Below are 19,538 nucleotides of genomic sequence, written 5' to 3' on the forward strand. Positions count from 1 at the left end.
CATGAATAAGCTCATTCACACGGACCCGCCCTCGGCCCTGGGGCGCTGGCTGGCCCGCAGCGTGGCCAGCGCAATGCTGTGCGTGGGCGGCCTGTGGCTATTCTGGCACTACGCTGTGGTGCAGACGCTAGCCTTCGCGCCCGGCCTCGGGGCCGTTTCGATGACGCAGGAAGGCCATGCGGGGCGCAACCTGACCGTGCTGGCCACGCTGGTGGTCGTAGGCGGCTACTTCGTGTTCACCCAGGCGGCATTGTCCGGCTTTCATGCTGCCTACGCCAGCGAAAAATACGAGTCGCCGGGACTCGGCCAAGCGGCACTGGGTTGGTGCACGATAGCACACCTGCTGAAATGGGCGTGGCTGGTTTTCGCCGTTTTCGTCGTGCTCGGCTGCTTGCTCAGCATCACCGATGAAGGCAGAACCTGGAACTGATTCACCATCGGATTCGCGGCCTCGCCCGCTGACAGACCTGCGCCGAATCCAAGTGTCTAACTCAACAGCTACTACAAACCAATGAGCAAGAATACCGACGCCGCTTCCGACCTGCGTCACTGGAGCGACAGCAGCCGGATTTGGCTGGCCGGAACCGCCCTCGGCGGGCTGCTGGCCGCGGCCGGCGGGGTAATCATCCTGGGCTTTGCCGCGCTGCTTGCGCAGGTTTTGCTGTGGCCCACCATCGGGATTGGCTTGGGCCGGCTGCGCGCCGCCCGGCATTGCCCCAACGAGCGCGCCGAAGCCAAGCCGTTACTACTGCTGCTCTTTTTAGGTCAGCTGGTTAGCCTGCTGTACCTGGCCTGGCTGTGGCTGAATCTCATCAATATCGACCTGAACACTCACTAAGCGCATCCGCTCGCCCCATGAACACGCTCCCCCAATTCGCCCTCACTTTCCTCGGCGTCCTGTTTTGCATCGGCGATGTGGCCGCCTTGGGCCTGTTGCTCACCTGGCAGGAGCGCGCGCCCTCGCCCGACGTGCGCTGGCGCCGCCTCATTCGCGGCGTGCTGCCCGCTACGGCCGTGCTGCTGGGGCTGCTGCTGCTGGCCTTCACGCAGCTTATGCTGCTGTGGTCGCGGGAGTAGCAGTGGCGGGTCCGGCTTCGCTCCAAGCTTCAGATTTTCAATTTCACCAATCCCATTTCGCTGATGTCCACTGCCCTCCATACCCACGCCCCCAAGCCGCTGAACGGCTTTCAGGTGCTTGCCCGCCAGATTATCGTGCACGCCCGCACCTCGTTCCTGATTCCGATTTTCAAGCGCCTCTATGGCCCAGCCGATGCCCGCGTATCGCTCGATTACCTGCAAAGTCTGCCCGCCGGCACGCTGGGCCGGGGCGTGGTCGATATTCTGCGGGCTAATGATTTACAGCTCATTCCGCACTACGAGAACCATGACCTGAAACACGTGCTGCTGGGCTATGCCATGACGCCGGAGGACGAATTGAAGCTCAAAGCTTTCATGCTCGGCAACGGCGACTGGTCCATCACCTGCGTGGGGTTTCTGCTGCTGGCCGTGCTCACGCCCGAAATCTGGCCCACGCTGCGCCAGCACTACCGTCGCGGTCAGCGCACGCAGTCCATTGTGGGCTGGTCGCTGGCCACCTACGCCGCCCGGCCCACCGCCGTCCTGCGCCAGCAAATTGGCCTGCCTGTCGCCAATGCTTGTGCGCTGGCGTGAGCACCTGCCACCCGCGCCCGAACTGCCGCGTTCGCTGTGGCTGACGGGCGGTGGGACGCTGCTGGCGCTGCTCAGCTACGGGTTTCGGGCCGAAGTCTGGCCCAGCTACCTGGCCGTGGGCGACTGGAGCCTGGCGGTACTGCCGGTTGGGGGACTATGGATTTCCTGGCAGCTGGTCAGCACGTTGCTGCGCTGGCTGGCGGCCATCACGGGCCCCTGGTGGCTGCTGCTGCTGAGCCGCGTGCTGGTGGCGGTAATCAAGACCAGTGCAATCGTACTGGCAACGCTGGTAGCATTAGCCGGTCTGTTTGTGCTGGCACTTTTGGCCTGAGTAAGACTGCGTGCTCCTCATTCTGGCTAACGCCTGTAAACTAGTTTTCGGAGTATTATGCCGGTCAAAAATTGACTCCTGCAAAGGCAAGGGGTCGCAAATGCGGTCTTGCCAGATGGCGCTAAAAGGCCTGTTATCAGCAAGTATGCCTTACGGAGTAGCTTATGCCGAAGAAACTGAATAAGCACTAATTCAAGTTTATTGATTAGCTTGGCGGCCCGTTAAGCGTCCCACGCCGGGAATTGCCGTTCACGTCTTCTCGCAAGCTCTCGTCGTTATGCCCCGTACGCTGCTGTTGCTCGTGCTTTTCATCGCCTTGCTGCTCGAGCTGGCCCTGACGGGCGGTGCTTTCTTCGCCCCGGCCTTCACCCTGAAGCAGTTTGGCGTCGCCTACGGCCCGGCCAATGCGTTTCTGGCCTATGTACTGGGCTGGCTGCTGCTGTTTGTGTCGCTGGTAGTGGTGGTGGCGCTGGCGCAGGTGCAGCGCAAGCGGCCGGGCTTTGCTACTTGGTGCTACCTGCTGGGATTCTGGTGGATAGCCATTGGCATCGGCATTTACTACGCCTTCGGTAAGCCCGATAACCTGCTGCTCGATTCGGTGAAAGGGCTGCTCATTGTCGTCCTCACCTGGCGCTGCCAGGCGGCCCGCCTCATGGCCCGCCGCTACTAGCGACGAATCAGTATATTAGCGCCGTCCGGGTTTATTCGTCCGGGTTTGCGCCCATGCCTGTTTCGCATCTGCACCCACCTTCCGTTATTCCCAAACTGTCGCGGCTGGGCCGTTTTCTGGCCGGCGCGCAGGTGCTGAAGGAAACGCTTAGCATCATTTTCCTGGGTCTGCCGCTCGTGAAAGAGTCGCCGCTGGTGCTGCTGTCGGCGCTGCCGGGCGTGGTGCTCTACCTGCTGCACTGGCACCTGGCGCTGGGCCGGGCCGGCCGCATCTTCGCTGCCATTATTTGGGGCTTTACGCTGATTGATGAGCTCTGGGGCTGGTTTCTGTTTCAGGAACTCGATTCGCCTACCCGCGGCCAGATTCGCATGCTGCACTGGAGCTACTTCTTGGGCCTCGTTATCATTCTGTTGGCTCTGGGTGAACTGGCTTGGCGCTGGCAGCGCAACCGGGCCCGTGCCCGCCGCAACGTGTACCACCAGGCCATCCTTTCGGCTCGCCAGCGGCGCTAATAGGCGGAGTAGCGCGAAATTTTATTTCGCGATTCGCGCCGCGAATAAACCCGCGGGCCACTCCCGGAACTCGCTCCGCTCGTGGCGAAATGAAATTTCGCGGTACTCCGCCTTATAACCTGTGCGGCCCCCTAATTTTTCCCGCAAGGGCGGGGCGACTGGTATATTTGTCGTTCTTCGCGGTGGGGCAATTGCCCCGCTCCCCACTTGCTGCCTCGTATGGCCGACCTCAAAACGCCGAATTCCGCTTCTTCCTCTGGCCCTAAGAAAATCAAGTCCGGCGGGCGCTGGCCCGTGCGGCTGGCCAGCTGGGCCTGGGTCGGGTTCGGGCTGGTGGTGATTCTGTTTCTGGTGTACCCGTTTCTGGTGAGCACCAACTTCCTGTTTCTGTTCGGTAAGTCGCCCAGCTTGTCCGACCTCGAAAACCCCAAAGTCGAGCAGGCCTCCGAAGTGTACACCTCCGACGGCGTGCTCATCGGCAAATACTTCCGCGAAAACCGCTCGCCGGTGGCGCTGAATCAGATGTCGCCCGTGCTCATCAAGGCCCTCATTGCGACCGAAGACGTGCGCTTCTACAAGCATTCGGGCATCGATTTGGAAGCCGTGCTCGGCGGCGTGTTCGCTTCTTTGCGCGGCGAGAAGCGTGGGGGCTCCACTATCACCCAGCAACTGGCCAAAAACCTCTACAAAATTCGCCGCCAGCAAAGCCGCGGCGCTTTGGGCTACATTCCGGTGGTGAGCACCATCGTGGCCAAAACCAAGGAGTGGCTCACGGCCGTCGACCTGGAGCAGCGCTACACCAAGGAGGAAATCCTGCGCATGTACCTGAATACGGTGGAGTACGGCTCCAGCGCCTTCGGCATCAAAGTGGCGGCCAAAACCTTCTTCAACACCTCGCCCGACAGCCTCCGGCCCGAGCAGGCCGCCATGCTCGTGGGCGTGCTCAACAACCCCACGGCCTACAACCCCAAGTTCCACCCGGCCGCCGCCAAGCGCCGCCGCAACGTGGTGCTCGACCGCATGGGCCAGGCCGGTGTGCTGCCCAAGGCCGAGATTGAGCGCCTCAAAGCCACACCCGTGGAACTCGATTACCACGTCGAGAAGCACATAGACGGGCCCGATACCTACTTCCGCGGCGCGGTGAGCCAGTTTGTGGATGCCTGGTGCGACAGCACCGGCCACGACATGTACCGCGACGGCCTCAAAATCTACCTCTCCATCGACTCGCGCATGCAGGCCCACGCCGAAGAGGCCCTGCACGAGCGTATGAAGGCCCTGCAGCGCCAGTTCGACAACTTTTGGCGCAACCGCGGCTCCAACCCCTGGGTCGACGACGAAGGCCACGAAATCCCCGACTTCATCCTGACGCAGATGAAGCGCACCGAGAGCTACAAAACCCTCGCCAACCGCTACAAAAACCAGCCCCAGCGCCTCGATTCGGCCCTGAACGCCAAGCGGCCGATGAAAGTCTTCACCTGGAAGCACGACGACAACGACACCACGCTCGTGATGTCGCCGCTCGATTCGCTGGCTTACTACAAGCACTTTCTACAGTCAGGCATGATGTGCATGGACCCCTTCACCGGCCACGTGAAGGCCTGGGTGGGCGGGCTCGACTACCGCTTTTTCCAGTACGACCACGTGCGCCAAGGCAAGCGCCAGGCCGGCTCCACGTTCAAGCCTTTCGTCTACCTCACGGCCCTCGACAACGGCTACACGCCCTGCGACCGCATCCGCGACCAGCGCGTCACCATCAAATACACCGAAAACGGCCAGCCCATGGAGTGGCAGCCCGACAACGTGACCCGCGAGTACACGGGCATCAACATGACGCTGCGCCACGCCATGGCCCGCTCGGTGAACTCCGTGACGGCCCAACTCACCGAAAAAGTGGGCTGGGATAACGTGGCCAAATACGCCCACAAAGTCGGCATCACCTCGCCGCTGCTCGCCGTGCCCAGCATCGGCCTGGGCTCGGGCGGCGACGTGAGCGTGTACGAAATGGTGGACGCCTACAGCACCTTCATGAACACCGGCTTCCGCTCCGAGCCCCGGCTCGTGACGCGCATCGAAGACCGCAACGGCAACGTCATCAAGCAGTTCGACCCCGCCCAAAAACGCGCCATCTCGCCCGAAACCGCCTGGCTGATGACCTACATGCTGCGCGGCGGCATGGAAGAGCCCGGCGGCACCTCCCAGGCCCTGTGGGACTACGACCTCTGGCACAACGACAACCAGATTGGCGGTAAAACCGGCACCACCAGCAACTACTCCGACGGCTGGTACATGGGCATGACCAAAGACCTGATGACCGGCGTGTGGGTGGGCGGCGAAGACCGCAGCATCCACTTCGTGGGCTCGCAGCAGGGCGAAGGCGGCCGCACCGCGCTGCCCATCTTCGGCAAATTCATGGAGAAAGTGTACAAGGACACCGACCTCGGCTACACCTACGGCCACTTCCCCAAGCCCTCCGTCAAAATAAGCAAGAAGTACACCTGCGTCTCCGAATCGGAGCCCCGCCGCCGCCGCGCCGAAGCCGTCGATACCATCGCCGCCGACAACCTCCTAGAGCAGATGAACAACGGCGGCGCCGTGCCCGACAGCATCAAGGGCGGGCGCTAATGTAGCAGTAGACTACTCGTAACGACCCTCCCACAGAGCCTGCCAAGTAGACAGGTATCCGGCGGGCAAAATGCTACGGGCCTGTTTCGCTTTCTCCGATTCGCCAGCCATGTCGATGTGCTCCAGAAAGGAAACGTAAAGGGCATTTTCGGTATTACTATCCACTTTCGTTACGGTGTGATGAAAGAAGTCGAACAGCTTTTGTAGCTCATCGAACCGTCCGGTTTGGATGAGCCGATTGCCGTATCGGGCCATTGCACCTACCTGCAAGTGAATCAGCCCGGCATAATCTTCATCGAGCACTTCCTCCGCAATTTCCGGAAATGATTCCGCTAGGGACTGCAGAAATGCCTCTCGCGATAGCTGAGGCTGGACGATGATGAAATTTACTTGGGAGCCCATACCACCAAGTTACGAAGAGTAGCGGCAAAGCTGCACGCCAGCTTTAGCGCACGGCGTTAGGGGCAGGCGTCAATGAATGCCTAGCTGATTTCGGAAGTCGTTATGAATGCCCCATAGCTCCGAAATGGGCACAGGCTTTCGGCTGACTTTGCTCAGGTCTTTGCCTTCTTTAGTGAATAGAAGAGGCATGCAAAAAAAGGCTTGATTGCCATTGAGTTTCGCAACGTCGGCTTGCCAGTCCTTCCAACGCAGTCCATCGTAAAACTGATTTAAGTTGCCGGAGAAGCAGAAAACCAGAAAATCAGAGTAGCCCATATCCAGCGGTTCCCACTCTAAATTGTCGGGTGCTAGATAATAAATCTTGCCAAGTGTCGCTTGGTCGAAAGCGCCTCCATTGAGTGCAAAAAAGCCGCCCAAAGCATCATCAGCAACCAGCAGAAGACCTTTTTGCTTGTCCTTGTTCCAGCCCATCAAATCCCGGTTGAGCGTGGGGGAGCCAGAACCCAGGATGCGAAGCCAGCCGCCATCCACGAGGATGCCGCCCGTCTCATACACCACCGCACCCATTGATGAGCGGGTCGTTACCTGCGCGGCGAGTAAAGCGCTATCAGCGCGGCCCGCAGTCTTTGGCAGTACCTGAACCTTGTTTTTAGCAGCAGCAATCCAGCCTTGCACTAACGGCCAAGCCGGGTCCTGATGGTTGATAAGTTCGGTCAACGGACGTGTTTGCATAGGTTGGGCGCACAGGCAAGCCGCATTAGACAGAAGCACGATGAGGAGGCAGGCAATGCGCATAAGCAAAGCTACTCATCAGCTTCATCGGATGCCTCTCCGGACCCATCGGAACGGTTTCCGGAGGCGTTGACTGCGCGTCGAGTCCGTTCTACTCCCCCGCGTATAGCGCCTGCAGTGCCCCGCGCAGCTCCGGATACTCGAACCGGAAGCCCTGCGCCAGCACCTTAGCCGCGCTCACGTTCTGCGAGGCCAGCACCACCTCGCTCATCTCGCCCATCGCCAGCTTCAGGCCGAAGGCCGGCACCTTGGGCAGCAGCAGCGGCCGGTGCAGCACGTCGGCCAGCACCTCGGTGAAGGCCTGGTTAGTGGCAGGGTAGGGGGCCACCGCGTTGTAGGTGCCGCGCCAACTCTCGTCTTCCAGCATGGTGATGAACAGCCGGCAGAGGTCGTCGAGGTGAATCCAGGACATGTACTGCTTGCCGCTGCCCAGCGCCGCGCCCGCGCCCAGCTTCACCGGCTTGGCAATCTGGGGCAGCGCGCCACCCTGCGTGCTCAGCACCACCCCAATGCGCGGAATCACCGTCCGGATGCCCAGCGCCGCGATGGGCGCAGCCGCCAGCTCCCACTGGTGCGATACATCGGCCAGAAAGTCGTGCGTGGGCAGTGCCGGCGGCGTTTCCTCGGTCAGCAGCCGGTCGCCCGCGTCACCATAAATCCCCACCGCTGAGGCCGAAATCACGGCCCGCACATGGTGGCCGGGTTTGGCCAGCTCGCGCGTCAGCAGCGCCAGTCCGCCGAGGCGGCTGGTCATAATCTCTTTCTTGCGCTCGTCGGTCCACTTGCCATCGGCCACGCTGGCCCCGGCCAAACTCACAATGTAGTCGGCATACGGCACGGCTGCCTCGTCAATCGTGCCGGCCTGCACGTCCCACCGGAAGCTGCGGAAATGGCTGCTCTTGGCCGGCTCGCGGCTCAGCAGGGCCACTTCGTAGCCGCTGTCAATCAGCATTTCGGCCAGCCGCGTGCCAATCATGCCCGTACCGCCAGTGATGAGAACTTTCATGTAAGTCGTTGTCAGTTGTTGGTTGTCCGTTGTCAGAATTTGGTTGCCCAAGGTCAAGCATATTTCTCAGAACATCCTGACAACGGACAACGAGCAGCTGACAACTACTTGCCGATTTGCCGCAGAAACTCCCGCCGTAGCGACTCATCCGACGCAAAGCGGCCGCTGTACTCGCTGGTGAGGGTGCTGCTGCTCGTGTCGTTCACGCCGCGGCTCATCACGCATAGGTGGTCGGCTTCAATGAGCACAGCCACGTCGTCGGTGCCCAGGCTTTGCTTCAATTCTTCCGAAATCTGGCGGGTGAGGCGCTCCTGCACCTGCGGGCGGCGGGCGTAGTATTGCACCACGCGGTTCAGCTTGCTCAGCCCCACCACATTGGCCGCCGGCAGATAGGCCACGTGGGCCTTGCCAATGATTGGCACGAAGTGGTGCTCGCAGCACGAAAACAGCGTAATGTCGCGCTCCACCAGCAACTGGTGGTAGTCGTAGCGGTTCTCAAACAGCCGCACCTCGGGCCGGTGTTTGGGGTCGAGGCCCTTAAACCACTCCTGCACATACATCTTCGCCACGCGGCGCGGTGTGCCGGCTAGGCTGTCGTCGGTCAGGTCGAGGCCCAGCTCGCGCATAATGGCCTCGAAGTGGCCCGTTATGGCCGTAATCTTTTCTTCCTCACTCCGCTCGAACGCGTCGGGGCGGAGGGGCGTGCGCAGGCTGGCGGCCAGCTGCGAGTCGGGGGCCGGGCGTTGCCCGGAAGCGTTATCCATGATATTCGACAAAGTTACGGTCCGTCTCGTAGAGCGTGACCGATAAAGCCAGCTCAGCTGCCAGATGCGGCCGCAGGCGCTGCCAGATAACCACAGCAATATTTTCGGCCGTGGGGTTCAGGTTGCGGAATTCTTCTGTGTCCAGGTTCAGGTTGCGGTGGTCGTAGCGGTTCAGCACTTCTGCTTTAAGCAAGTCGCTCAGCCGTTTCAAGTCATACACGTAACCGGTTTCCGGGTCGATGGGCCCGGTCAGGCGTACCGTCAGGTTGTAGTTGTGGCCGTGGTAATTGGGATTATTGCATTTACCAAAGACCTGCTGGTTGCGCTCGTCGCTCCAGGCGGGATTGTACAAACGGTGGGCAGCATTGAAGTGCTCGGTGCGGCAAACAGTTACTTGCATAGGCCTGCGTAACCCGGTAGAACAGCCTTTGTTTAGCGGCAGCATGGGTTAATGAAGAATATGATAAATATGTAGTAAAAATTGAATCAAGTGAATTTTTAGTGTGACAAAATGAATAAAAATTGTGGAAATGGAAAAAAATAGGCTGGTACCCGAATTTGCATCGAATAAAGGTCCTAAATTTGAAAAGCCGGGCAACGGGGCTCGCCAAATCGATTAGCACCCTTTCTCTTCTTTAAAGCTTTCTTTAGTTACTATTCCCATGAAACGTAGTTTACTCATTCTACTTCTTGTATGCGTGGCAGCATTAAGCAGTTATGCACAGAAATCGCCTGTAGATGAAGCCGATAAGTCTATCAATAGCATTCCTCGGAAAGGCCAGCAGGTGAGTGTGCAGCTCGATAGCCGTCGGGTCGAAGCTTCCTGGATTAAGCAGTTGAGCGACAAGTTTGGCAGCAAGCTGAAGAACAACAAAGGGGTGTTGACACTGGACGGTGTGGTTATCGAAGAAATTGCACCTAACCCCATTCGCGTTATCAGCAAGGTTGATGCTACCCCGACGGGTACTACCATATGGTGGAGCATCGACCTCGGCAATGCGTACCTGGGAAAAGATGCCACGCCGGTACAATGGAAATCGGCCGAGAAATACCTCAAGGATTTTGCCCGCATGATGTATCTCGAAGACCTGGCTTCGCAGATTACCGAAGCTGAAAAGTCGTTGGTGAACTCGCAAAACGCCCACTCGGCCGTTATTGCCAAGCAAGAATCCATCAAGAAAGACATTGAGAAAAATAAGGCCCGCAAGCTTGAAATCCAGCAGATGCTGGCTGCCAACGCCGCCGAGCTGCAGCAACTCAACAACCTTGTTGATGCTAACCTGAAAGAGCAGGAAGCCGCCCGCACCGATATTGTGAACATGCGCATTGCGCTGGAATCGGTGAAAGAGCGCCGCAACAAGATAGAATAGCCCACCGGCCTTTTGCCGGCCCAAAAGAACGGGCCCCGCCAATCTCTGGCGGGGCCCGTTCTTTTGGTGGGGTGCTCAACTATTACTGCCGGCTTACGTTCGTGGTATCAGACCGCAATTGCGGTCGGCCACTCTTATCATCTACGTAAGCCTCTCATGGAAAAGAAAGATTCGCAGCACCAAGTGCACCTCGACAGCGCTATTCACCTGCTCACCGGTGACCTCACTGCCACCGCCGAGCGGGCCGGCCTCGACAACCAGCTTCAGCGTTGGATTGAAGACCTGAAAGCGGCTAATAACCCCGCATTACACGAGCTAATAGTTGATTTACAGGCCTTGAAAGCGCATTTTGGTAGCGGCACGCTCGATGCCAGCGTAATTGCCCCGCTACTGGCTCGCTTGGGCACGGGCACCGCGCAAGCTGCCAATTTTGCCGATAACGTGAACACCGCCACCCGCATGACCAAGCTCGGCGAGGTGCTGTCGGCGGTAGCCAAGCAACTGCAGGGCAGCGACGTGGCTGTTGATGGCAAGCTCCCGCAGGATTTTTCTTCGCACAGCTAAACAGCGCAGGCTGGTTTGCTTGCACAAACCTAAAAAAGCCGGTCCCACGCATGGGACCGGCTTTTTGTTTTTATTGCAGCCAACGGCTGCGGGAGTGCTTAGGCGGTAGCCTTGGCTACGTTCAGGCGACGCTCTTTGATACGAGCCTGCTTGCCCGACAGACCGCGCAGGTAGAACAGACGGGCACGACGCACTTTACCGCGACGCACCACTTCGATTTTCTCGATGTTGGGCGACAGCAGGGGGAAAATACGCTCGGTGCCGATTTGGTTCGAAATCTTGCGTACGGTGAAGGTTTCGCCGTTCGAGCTGGGGTTGCGGCGCTGCAGCACCACGCCCTGGAACTGCTGAATGCGCTCCTTATTGCCCTCGCGAATTTTCACGTGCACGTTAATGGTGTCGCCGGCGGCAAAGTCGGGAAAGCTGGCGCGGCGCTCCTGCGATTCGGCCTGGATAAAGTCAAGTAGTACGCTCATGGCTGAGAAAAATGCGAAAGACGGCGCCGCCGTCGGGAATTAGTATTTTATCGAAACGGAGCGCAAAGATAGTGCTTTGCGCGCACGATAGCAAGCGATTTGTAGAACATCCACCAGCTTGTTCCTTGATTTGCTGTTCATTCAACTGCCGTGGTGGTCGAAACCGGTGGCTTAGGGCAGCAAATCGGGGCGGCGGGCCTGCGTACGGGCCAGGGCCTGTTCGTGCCGCCACTCTTCAATTTTGGGCGTATTGCCTGAAAGTAAAATTTCCGGCACGGCCTGCCCGCGCCATTCAGCGGGCCGGGTATAGATAGGAGGCGCCAGCAAGTCGTCCTGAAACGAGTCAGACAGGGCTGATTCTTCGTTGCCCAGCACCCCAGGCAACAGCCGCACCACGGTATCGACCAAGATGGCCGCCCCGAGCTCGCCACCGCTCAGCACGTAGTCGCCCACGCTGATTTCGTGGGTGATGTAGGTCTGGCGGATGCGCTCATCGATGCCCTTGTAATGTCCGCAGAGCATCAGCACGTTCTGCAGCAGCGAGAGGCGGTTGGCCAGCGGCTGGCGCAGGGTCTCGCCGTCGGGTGTGAGGTAGATGACGGCGTCGTAGGTTCGCTGGGCCATCAACTCGTCCATCCACGCGGCAATGGGCTCGACGCGCAACACCATGCCCGCGCCGCCGCCAAATACGAAGTCGTCAATCTGGCCGTGCTTGTTGATGGCCTTGTCGCGCAGTTGGTGCACGTGGATTTCAGCCAGGCCCTTGTCCTGCGCCCGCTTCACAATGGAATGGGCAAAGGGGCTGACTAGTAGCTCCGGCAGGCAGGTGAGGATGTCTATTCTCATTTCTTTGAGCTGTTAGCCAATAGCTTATAGCCGTTAGCTTGCTCTCAGAAAGTACATTGAGAGCTAAAAGCTACTGGCTGACAGCTAAAAACCAGTTTTTATTCGGCTTCGTCCTGCTGGCGGTTGCTGGGTTTCAGGTACACGTCGAGCAGACCTTCGGGCAGGTTCACGTAGATTTCCTGCTTTTCCTGATTGGCATGGCTCACCAGCTCGTCTACTACCGGAATAAGCACTTCCTGGCCCTGGTAGCGCATGGCCAGCATGTCCTGCTGGGGCAGCTCGTAGAAGTTCTCCACCGTGCCCAGCACGCCCAGATTAGCGTCGACTACGGTGAAGCCGATAACGTCGTGAAAGTAGAACTGGTCGTCTGCCAGCTCCGGCAGGGCGGCCAGGGGCAGGTGCAGCTGCGCGCCACGCAACGGCTCGGCTTCTTCGATGCGCTCGATGCCGCGCAACTTGAGCAGCACCTTGTTGCCGGACTGCGGCTGCACTTTTTCCACCTTGTGCTCCACCAGCTTGGTAGGGGCGGCGGGCAGCGTGAGGTACACGGTTTTGAGTTTGAGGTAGTCGGCCACATCGTCCACGTCGAAGTGGGCGGCTACGTGGCCGCGCAGGCCGTGGGTTTTGAGGATGTAGCCGAGCTGATAGGTTTCGTCGAGGGTCATGGCAGGGGAGGGGGGAACGAAAAAGCGTTTGGGAGTTGCCAGCCGAACCGGCTTACAACTCCCAAACGCTTTCGGTTTTCAGATACCTAAAAACTACTCAGCGGCAGCTTCGGTAGCCTCGGCAGCCGGAGCTTCGGTAGCCTCTTCGGCGGCCGGAGCGGGGGCATTGGCGGCGAGCAGAGCAGCCTGCTTCTGACGCAGGTTTTCGGCGCGGGTTTCCTTCACTTTGGTTTCGGCGGCGAGAGCAGCTTTGCGAGCGTCGGCTTTAGCGTCGTCCAAGCCGGTACGCTTGCTTTCAATTTTAGCGTCTTTCTCCTGTTTCCAGGCGTCGAAACGCTGGTCAGCAACTTCTTGGCTGATGGCACCTTTGTCGACACCCAGCTGCAGGTGACGACGGTAGAGCACGCCGCGGTAGCTGAGCATGGCGCGCACCGTGTCGGTGGGCTGAGCACCGGTCATCATCCAGTAGAACGCGCGGTCGGCGTCGTAGTTGATGGTGGCAGGGTTGGTGTGGGGGTTGTAGGTGCCGAGCTTCTCGATGAAACGACCGTCGCGGGGCGAACGGGAATCAGCTACTACGATGTCGTAAGTCGAAGCCTTCTTGCGGCCACGACGGGCGAGGCGGATTTTAACTGCCATAAACCGGTGGGGTTGTGTGATGCATCTCGTGCATCGGGTGAGGGTTTCCCAAAATTGGGAGTGCAAAGGTAGCGTTTGTTCAGGGTATTAGCTACTAATTGGATATAAAAAAAGCCCCGGCGTTGGGCCGGGGCTTCTCGCAATTCGAAAGGTGAACGGCTATGCCGCTACGGCCTCGCGCTTGGGCTTGGCCAGCTTCGACATGGTATTCAGGTTCATGTTTTTGCGTTTCACCTTGATGATGCCCACTTTGTCGAGGCCCCAGATGGCGACGTAGGTGGGGTCAAACTCCCACCATTTCACGCCGAAGTTGACGCGCATGGGTAATTTGTGGTGGTTGTTCTGGAATAGCTCGCCGAAGGCCAGAAAATCGAGCGCCAGCGTGTTCATCGATTTGTCGTTGTTGTCGAAGTTCTGGTAGCCGTACTTGTGGCCGCCCCAGTTCACGATGGCGCCGTGGATGGGACCCATCAGGAAGTGGATGGGCAGCAGCAGGTACTGCCACCAGGCCGTGGCGAAGTTGATGTAGAACAACACATAGGCCGTGCCCCAGGCCAAGCGCGAGTACCACTTGTCGCCGAGGTTTTCGATGAGTTTCCATTCCGGAATGTCACCCTCGAAACGCGTGGCCAGCTCGTGGTTGTGGTTCAGCACATCGTTGTAGATATTCTTGGTTTTCCACATCATGTCGAACGCATTGTTCGAGAAATGGGGCGAGTGCGGGTCGAGTTCGGTATCGGAGTAGGCGTGGTGCATGCGGTGCAGCAGCGCGTAGGCCCGGGGCGAGAGGAAGCTGCTGCCCTGGCAGATGTAGGTGAACAGGAAGAAGGCTTTCTCCCAAAACTTGTTCATCGTAAACATCTTGTGCGCCGCATAACGGTGCAGGTAGAACGTCTGGGTGAACAGCGACAGATAATAGTGGGCAACGAAGAAAATCAGAATAGCCATAAAGGGTGCAAAAGCTGAACTGAGGGCACAAGCAAAATACCCGCGCTTAGGTTCAGTGGGACAGGGGCAAAATTACGGCCAGCGGGAGGGTAGCGGATTTTCCAGGTCCGAAAGGCCAAAATCTTGCACGTATGGCCGGTCGGTGGCAACCTGTCATCCTGAACGCAGTGAAGGACCTTATCACAGCTGATTCGCTCAGCGCGTGATAAGGTCCTTCACTGCGTTCAGGATGACAAATAGTTATTAAAAGTTGCGGCCTACTTGTAGAACTCCCGCGCGGCGTCCCAATGCGGGGCATCGGGCAAAGGCGCCACGAAGGTTATTAGCTCTTTCGTGACGGGGTGCTGCAGCTGCAGCTGGCGGGCGTGCAGGGCAATGCTCACATCGGGCAGCGGGGCGATGAAGCCGTACTTCACGTCGCCCACGATGGGGGTGCCGAGGCCGGTAGCCAGCTGGGTTCGAATCTGGTGGGGGCGGCCCGTGACGGGGTTAATCTGGAGCAGGTAGCGGTTGCCGGCCGGGCCCAGCAGCTCGTAGCGCAGCTCAGAGCGCAGGCCCTGGCTGTGCTTGTCGGGGTAGGCCTTGGTGACGTTGCGCACGGTGTCCTTCACCAGCCAGTGCACCAGCGTGCCGGTTTCGGGCACGGGTGGCCGGCCGGTGAGGGCCCAGTAGGTTTTGTGAATCTTGTCGTCGCGGAACATCTCGTTCAGCCGGCTCAGGGCCTTACTGGTTTTGGCCAGAATGACAATGCCCGACACCGGCCGGTCGATGCGGTGGCACACGCCCACGAAGGCTTCGCCGGGCTTCTTGTACTTGAAGCGCAGGTACTCGGCGGCTTTCTTGGAGAGGGGCTCGTCGCCGGTAGCGTCGCCCTGCACCAGAATGCCGGCAGGCTTGTTAATAACGAGCAAATGGTTGTCTTCGAACAGAATTTCTCTGCCTTCGGACCAGAGGTTGGGACGATTCACGCGGCGGAAACAGGCGGAAATGATTACTCGCAGGAGCGGGCCGGGGCCCCTTGGGGGCACTACCGCACGTCATCAGACCACACTCATCCGGCGCTCTGCTCTTGCTGATTATGCGGCGAAGATACGAAGCTGGGCGGGAGTGTACGGGATAGCGGCTGTCATCCTGAACGCAGTGAAGGACCTCACCACGCTAGCGGAACTGCTCGAACGTGATAAGGTCCTTCACTGCGCTCAGGATGACAAGATGGAATTAATACCCTTCCTCCTTGCTCGGGAACTCGCGGCTTTTCACGTCGGCCACGTAGTGCTGCACGGCTTCGGTCATCACGTCGTGCAGCTCGGCGTAGCGGCGCAGAAAGCGGGGCTTGAATTCCTTGGTGAGGCCCAGCATGTCGTGCACCACGAGTACCTGGCCGTCCACGTCGGGGCCGGCGCCGATGCCGATGACCGGAATGGTGAGCTCCTCGGCCACCTGCTTGGCCAAGGCGGCCGGAATCTTCTCCAGCACCAGCGCGAAGCAACCGATTTCCTGCAGCAGGCGGGCGTCTTCGAGCAGTTTCTGGGCTTCGGCTTCTTCCTTGGCGCGCACGGTGTAGGTGCCGAATTTGTAGATGGACTGCGGCGTGAGGCCCAGGTGGCCCATCACCGGAATGCCGGCCGTGAGAATGCGGATGATGCTGTCCTTAATCTCGGCGCCGCCTTCGAGCTTGATGCCGTGGCCGCCCGACTCCTTCATGATGCGAATGGCCGAACGCAGCGCCTCGGAGGAGTTGCCCTGGTAAGAGCCGAAGGGCAGGTCAACTACCACGAAGGCCCGTTTTACGGCGCGCACCACGCCCTGGGCGTGGTATATCATCTGGTCGAGGGTGATGGGGAGGGTGGTTTCGTGGCCAGCCATCACGTTCGAGGCCGAGTCGCCCACGAGAAGCACGTCGACGCCCGCACCGTCGAGAATCTTGGCCATCGAGTAGTCGTAGGCCGTGAGCATGGATATTTTTTCCCCCCGCTCCTTCATGGCGAGCATCTGGTGGGTGGTAACGAGTTTGACTTCCTTATGCTGGGACATGGAAATGGGCGCGCGAGGCGAGAAAACGAAATGAGTTGCCGGTTGGCGGGGCAAAGCTGGCAACAATTTCGTTAGCGTGCATGGCGCGGGCAGCAAAAAGCCCCTGGCTGTAACGCAGGGGCCATCGGAAAGTCATGCAGAGCCGGGTTATTTCCTACGCCGGAAAACCCGTGGTAGCCGGCGGCTCGGCCGCGGCGGGCACCACGGAGTCGGCCGCGGCGAGGCTGTCGGGGGCAAGCTCGTCGTCGGACAGAGAATGGGAGGAGGCCGACGGGACGGTCAGGAGCTGGGTGAAAAAGGTGGTTCTACTCACGGGTTCGTCCGTGAGCAGCGCCCGCAGGTCAGTTGGATTCATGGCAGTGAGATGGTAATAAAAACCCCAAATAAGCTGCTATCCAGCTGTTTCAGAGGGCTATTTATCCCAACGTTTTATTTTGCCCAGCCAATGGCACCATATCGTCGGCTAATAGCTGCAGGCTGCTAGGGCCCCGCGCCGGAGCTATTGGTACTGGGCGTACCGGTTACGGTTCAGCTTGAGGTCCTGCAGCAGGCTGCTTTTGGCGGCGATGGTAAAATTATAGCCCTTGGTGACGCCGAAAGGAATCCAGGTGCCGTTAATCTGCCAGCAGTGCAGGTCGCGGAAGAAGGTGATGTTGGGGTAGGTAACGGTTTGGTTGGTAATGTCGTAGCCCAGGTTGTAGCTCAGGCGCAGGTTGGGCGTGAGCTTGACCGAGCCCGTTACCCCCACGGTATTAAGGGCCAGGATGGGTGGCCGCTGATTCTGCTGGATGTAAGCGGTGGTGAGGGGAATGGTATTGGTGGTGTAGCCGGCGGCGTAGGTCAGGTTCAACTCCCACGGAATGTCGAAGTCGACGTAGTCGGCGTAAAAATTGGGCGGGCCCACGGTGCCGAGCGTGGGGTCGTTGCTGGGCGCCACGGCGCGGCGCACCACGCTTTTTTTCTTGCCGGTAGACGGGTTGAAGGCGTACGTAGCCCCGAGCGTAGCCGACGAGAGGCGCAGCAGCTTGCCATTGCGGGCCTGAAACAGGTATTGGTCAATTTCGATGCCTTGGCTGTTGCGCTGGTAGGGCGAGAAGCTGGCGCCGCTGTTCAGGTTCAGCTTCTTGGCAATCTGGGTGCGGAACTGCACGTTCAGGTTCGACAGCTTGCGCTCGGTGGCGGCAAAGTTGTAGCCCATGTTGAAGTCGAGCCCGTCAATCAAGCTCACCTTGCGGAAAGGGTTGGTGCCGGTGCTGTCCTGGCTGTCGCGCACCTTCAGCTCCACGTTGTTTTGCAGGTTGAAGGAAACGGCGCTCACGCGGGCACTGCCGGGCGTGCCGTAGATGAAGCCGTTGTAGCTGTTGAATGTGCTGGGGCCGTAGAGCACGGCATCGGTCAGCAGCTGGCGGTTGGCGGGGCTGAGGGTTTGCAGGTAATCGCCAAAAACGGCGTAGCCCGACTGGTACACATTGCTGTTGGCGTAGGCATTGGGCGAGTAGCTATAGTTGGCGCTGGGCGTCATCTTGTGGCGCAGGGCCTGAATTTTGTGGGTGCCGCGCCGCACCACCGTGCCGTAGATGGTGGTGTTGAGGCTGGCGCCCAGCGAGTAGGCCCCAATGCGGTTGAAGCCGCGAATGGTATCGATGCGCACGGCCTGAGCCTTTTCCACATACTCGTATTTCAGCTTCTGGCCGTACCACACTTCGCTGTAGCTCACCGTGGGGTTGAACTTGAAGTGCGGCCCCAGCGAGTACGAGCCCAGCCCAATGCCAAACTGGTGCTGGATGCCGTTGCGCCCATTGGCAAACAGCCGGCCTAGGTTGTTGAAGCGAAACGGAATACGCGCCGCTTCGGCCCCGCCGCCCAGCAGCGGGAAGCCATTGCTCAGCGTGCGCGGCTGCACGGTGTTGCTGAACTCGTTGCGGGCCGTGAGGTTGTAGCTGATGGTGAACTGCTCATAGAACATGGCCCCCAGCTTGCCGCCCGCGCCGGGCTTGATGCCCAGCCACTGGTAGGGGTACTGCCGCGCCACGCCCACGCTGATGTCGGGCAGCGTGAAGGTCATGGTGCCGTCGGTGCCCTGCGCCTGGCTCATCTTGATGTCGTAGTTGATGGGCAGATAGCGCAGCTGCTTCGAGTAGCCGATGCTGGAGCTGTACTGCGTGGCCAGGTAGCGGCGGGCATCGAGGCTGTTCACACGGTTGAAGCTGCTGGTACCCGCGTTCACGCTGGCCGTGAAGCGCCCGCCGCCGGGCTTGGGCACGGGCGAGTGGTTCCAGCTAATCCAGAACGAGTTGCTGGCCGGGGGCTGAATGTAGGTCTGGCCTACGTTGGCCGTGCCGTCGGAGGGCAGCACGATGGGATTGGTGGGCCGATTCGAGAAGCGCAGGTTGAAATTGCCCTGAAAGGTGTAGCGCTTCAGGTACGACACGTCGGCCGTGGCCCCGAAGCCACCAAATTTCTGCGCGTTGCCGGCGTAGATGTCGCCCGTCAGGCGCACGCCGATGTAGTCGTTGGGCGCGAAGTAGTAGCCGCCGTTGGTGAGGTAGTAGCCGCGGTCGGCCGCCTGCCCGAAGGTCGGAATCAGGATACCCGAGCCGCGGCTTTTGTTGGGCATCGGGAAAAAGCCGAACAAAAAGCCCAACGGGGTGGGCACGTCGCCAATCACGAGATTGAACGGTCCCGTTACCACTTTCTCCCCCGGAATAACCTTCATCTTCTTGGCCTGAATGTAGAAGTGCGGGTGTTCCAGGTTGCAGGTAGTGTAGCGCCCGCTCAGGCCGTTGATGTCGCCGTTGGGCAGGCGCTTGATGGTGGCGGCACTTACAAAGCCATCGCCCTGCGTGGTGACGGCATCCGTCACACGGGCCTTTTTGCTCTTGAAGTTGTAGGCAATGTTGCTGGCCGTGTACAGGCCCGCGCCGTCTTTGAGCACGGGGCGGTCTACCAGCCGGTTCTTCACCGTGTCCATGCGGCCCTCGGCCTCCATGGTGTTCTGCCCGTAGTTCACCGTAATGAGGGCCGCCTTCAGGTCGGTTTCGCCGTAGTTCACGCTGGCCTTATTGTACAGGCGGGCTACTTTCTGCGTCACGTCGAACTGCATCGAGTCCTTGGCCGTGTACTTGATGGTGGTGGCCACCTGGCCTTTGGGGCGGGCGGCTACCTGGAGCGAATCGGCGCGGCGGGTCGTGTCGGCCGGCAGCCCGGCAGTACCGCCACCGGGCAG

The 19,538-nt window shown here is 59.6% G+C and carries 24 protein-coding genes; 10 read left to right on the forward strand and 14 right to left on the reverse strand.

The features are described from left to right. The 8 genes from ACYVDE_RS02530 to ACYVDE_RS02565 all read left to right on the forward strand — a co-directional run. A partial coding sequence (locus ACYVDE_RS02530) for a hypothetical protein (protein WP_460499908.1) occupies positions 1–430 on the forward strand: 430 nt, incomplete at its 5' end. 81 nt (positions 431–511) lie between these two features. Further along, the gene (locus ACYVDE_RS02535) at positions 512–838 is read left to right on the forward strand and encodes a hypothetical protein (protein WP_460499909.1); all 327 of its coding nucleotides are present in this window, start codon (positions 512–514) and stop codon (positions 836–838) included. A gap of 17 nt (positions 839–855) precedes the next feature. Further along, positions 856–1,077, forward strand: a complete 222-nt coding sequence (locus ACYVDE_RS02540; protein ID WP_460499910.1) for a hypothetical protein — start codon at positions 856–858, stop codon at positions 1,075–1,077. 63 nt (positions 1,078–1,140) lie between these two features. Beyond that, positions 1,141–1,671 carry a hypothetical protein gene (locus ACYVDE_RS02545; protein ID WP_460499911.1) on the forward strand — a complete coding sequence of 177 codons (531 nt, stop codon included), beginning with the start codon at positions 1,141–1,143 and terminating at the stop codon, positions 1,669–1,671. Beyond that, the gene (locus tag ACYVDE_RS02550; RefSeq protein WP_460499912.1) at positions 1,652–2,002 is read left to right on the forward strand and encodes a hypothetical protein; all 351 of its coding nucleotides are present in this window, start codon (positions 1,652–1,654) and stop codon (positions 2,000–2,002) included. The genes ACYVDE_RS02545 and ACYVDE_RS02550 overlap by 20 nt, the downstream gene beginning before the upstream one ends. Before the next feature lie 277 nt (positions 2,003–2,279). After that, positions 2,280–2,672 carry a hypothetical protein gene (locus ACYVDE_RS02555; protein WP_460499913.1) on the forward strand — a complete coding sequence of 131 codons (393 nt, stop codon included), beginning with the start codon at positions 2,280–2,282 and terminating at the stop codon, positions 2,670–2,672. Positions 2,673–2,725: 53 nt separating this feature from the next. Further along, positions 2,726–3,184 carry a hypothetical protein gene (locus ACYVDE_RS02560; RefSeq protein WP_460499914.1) on the forward strand — a complete coding sequence of 153 codons (459 nt, stop codon included), beginning with the start codon at positions 2,726–2,728 and terminating at the stop codon, positions 3,182–3,184. Between the two features lie 219 nt (positions 3,185–3,403). Then, positions 3,404–5,806: a transglycosylase domain-containing protein gene (locus ACYVDE_RS02565; protein ID WP_460499915.1), complete on the forward strand. Its 2,403-nt coding sequence runs from the start codon at positions 3,404–3,406 to the stop codon at positions 5,804–5,806. 12 nt (positions 5,807–5,818) lie between these two features. Here ACYVDE_RS02565 and ACYVDE_RS02570 read toward each other — a convergent pair whose 3' ends face one another. The 5 genes from ACYVDE_RS02570 to ACYVDE_RS02590 form a co-directional block, all read right to left on the reverse strand. After that, positions 5,819–6,208, reverse strand: coding sequence for a DUF7674 family protein (locus ACYVDE_RS02570; RefSeq protein ID WP_460499916.1), 390 nt, complete (start codon positions 6,206–6,208; stop codon positions 5,819–5,821). Between the two features lie 69 nt (positions 6,209–6,277). Next, a complete protein-coding gene (locus tag ACYVDE_RS02575; protein ID WP_460499917.1) occupies positions 6,278–7,003 on the reverse strand; it encodes a DUF2625 domain-containing protein in 726 nt (241 codons plus the stop codon). 88 nt (positions 7,004–7,091) lie between these two features. Next, the gene (locus tag ACYVDE_RS02580) at positions 7,092–8,006 is read right to left on the reverse strand and encodes a TIGR01777 family oxidoreductase (RefSeq protein ID WP_460499918.1); all 915 of its coding nucleotides are present in this window, start codon (positions 8,004–8,006) and stop codon (positions 7,092–7,094) included. A 104-nt stretch (positions 8,007–8,110) separates the two neighbouring features. After that, the gene (gene folE, locus ACYVDE_RS02585; RefSeq protein WP_460499919.1) at positions 8,111–8,770 is read right to left on the reverse strand and encodes a GTP cyclohydrolase I; all 660 of its coding nucleotides are present in this window, start codon (positions 8,768–8,770) and stop codon (positions 8,111–8,113) included. After that, positions 8,763–9,170, reverse strand: a complete 408-nt coding sequence (locus ACYVDE_RS02590; RefSeq protein ID WP_460499931.1) for a 6-pyruvoyl trahydropterin synthase family protein — start codon at positions 9,168–9,170, stop codon at positions 8,763–8,765. The genes folE and ACYVDE_RS02590 overlap by 8 nt, the downstream gene beginning before the upstream one ends. A 298-nt stretch (positions 9,171–9,468) precedes the next feature. On the opposite strand from ACYVDE_RS02590, the gene ACYVDE_RS02595 reads away from it, so the two are divergent. Both ACYVDE_RS02595 and ACYVDE_RS02600 read left to right on the forward strand, forming a co-directional pair. After that, a complete protein-coding gene (locus ACYVDE_RS02595) occupies positions 9,469–10,140 on the forward strand; it encodes a hypothetical protein (protein WP_460499920.1) in 672 nt (223 codons plus the stop codon). A 156-nt stretch (positions 10,141–10,296) separates the two neighbouring features. Further along, entirely contained in the window at positions 10,297–10,704 is a 408-nt protein-coding gene (locus ACYVDE_RS02600; protein WP_460499921.1) for a hypothetical protein, read from the forward strand. A gap of 98 nt (positions 10,705–10,802) precedes the next feature. Here the strand turns inward: ACYVDE_RS02600 and rplS are convergent, their stop codons facing one another. The 9 genes from rplS to ACYVDE_RS02645 all read right to left on the reverse strand — a co-directional run. Continuing rightward, positions 10,803–11,180, reverse strand: a complete 378-nt coding sequence (gene rplS / locus ACYVDE_RS02605) for a 50S ribosomal protein L19 (protein WP_460499922.1) — start codon at positions 11,178–11,180, stop codon at positions 10,803–10,805. A 171-nt stretch (positions 11,181–11,351) separates the two neighbouring features. Beyond that, complete coding sequence (trmD, locus tag ACYVDE_RS02610) at positions 11,352–12,026, reverse strand: tRNA (guanine(37)-N(1))-methyltransferase (protein ID WP_460499923.1); 675 nt, start codon at positions 12,024–12,026, stop codon at positions 11,352–11,354. Positions 12,027–12,124: 98 nt separating this feature from the next. Continuing rightward, positions 12,125–12,691 (reverse strand): ribosome maturation factor RimM, encoded by a 567-nt coding sequence (rimM, locus tag ACYVDE_RS02615; protein WP_460499924.1) that lies wholly within the window; start codon positions 12,689–12,691, stop codon positions 12,125–12,127. Positions 12,692–12,784: 93 nt separating this feature from the next. Next, complete coding sequence (locus tag ACYVDE_RS02620; protein ID WP_460499925.1) at positions 12,785–13,330, reverse strand: 30S ribosomal protein S16; 546 nt, start codon at positions 13,328–13,330, stop codon at positions 12,785–12,787. A 159-nt stretch (positions 13,331–13,489) separates the two neighbouring features. Then, entirely contained in the window at positions 13,490–14,278 is a 789-nt protein-coding gene (locus ACYVDE_RS02625) for an acyl-CoA desaturase (RefSeq protein WP_460499926.1), read from the reverse strand. Positions 14,279–14,535: 257 nt separating this feature from the next. After that, positions 14,536–15,246: an RluA family pseudouridine synthase gene (locus ACYVDE_RS02630; RefSeq protein ID WP_460499927.1), complete on the reverse strand. Its 711-nt coding sequence runs from the start codon at positions 15,244–15,246 to the stop codon at positions 14,536–14,538. A gap of 250 nt (positions 15,247–15,496) precedes the next feature. Next, on the reverse strand, positions 15,497–16,312 hold the full coding sequence (panB, locus tag ACYVDE_RS02635) for a 3-methyl-2-oxobutanoate hydroxymethyltransferase (RefSeq protein WP_460499928.1): 816 nt from the start codon (positions 16,310–16,312) through the stop codon (positions 15,497–15,499). Between the two features lie 154 nt (positions 16,313–16,466). Then, positions 16,467–16,667, reverse strand: coding sequence for a hypothetical protein (locus ACYVDE_RS02640; protein ID WP_460499929.1), 201 nt, complete (start codon positions 16,665–16,667; stop codon positions 16,467–16,469). Between the two features lie 144 nt (positions 16,668–16,811). Beyond that, positions 16,812–19,538, reverse strand: a 2,727-nt coding sequence (locus ACYVDE_RS02645; protein WP_460499930.1) for a putative LPS assembly protein LptD, incomplete at its 5' end; no start/stop codon positions are given.

This window comes from Hymenobacter agri, from assembly GCF_054778495.1.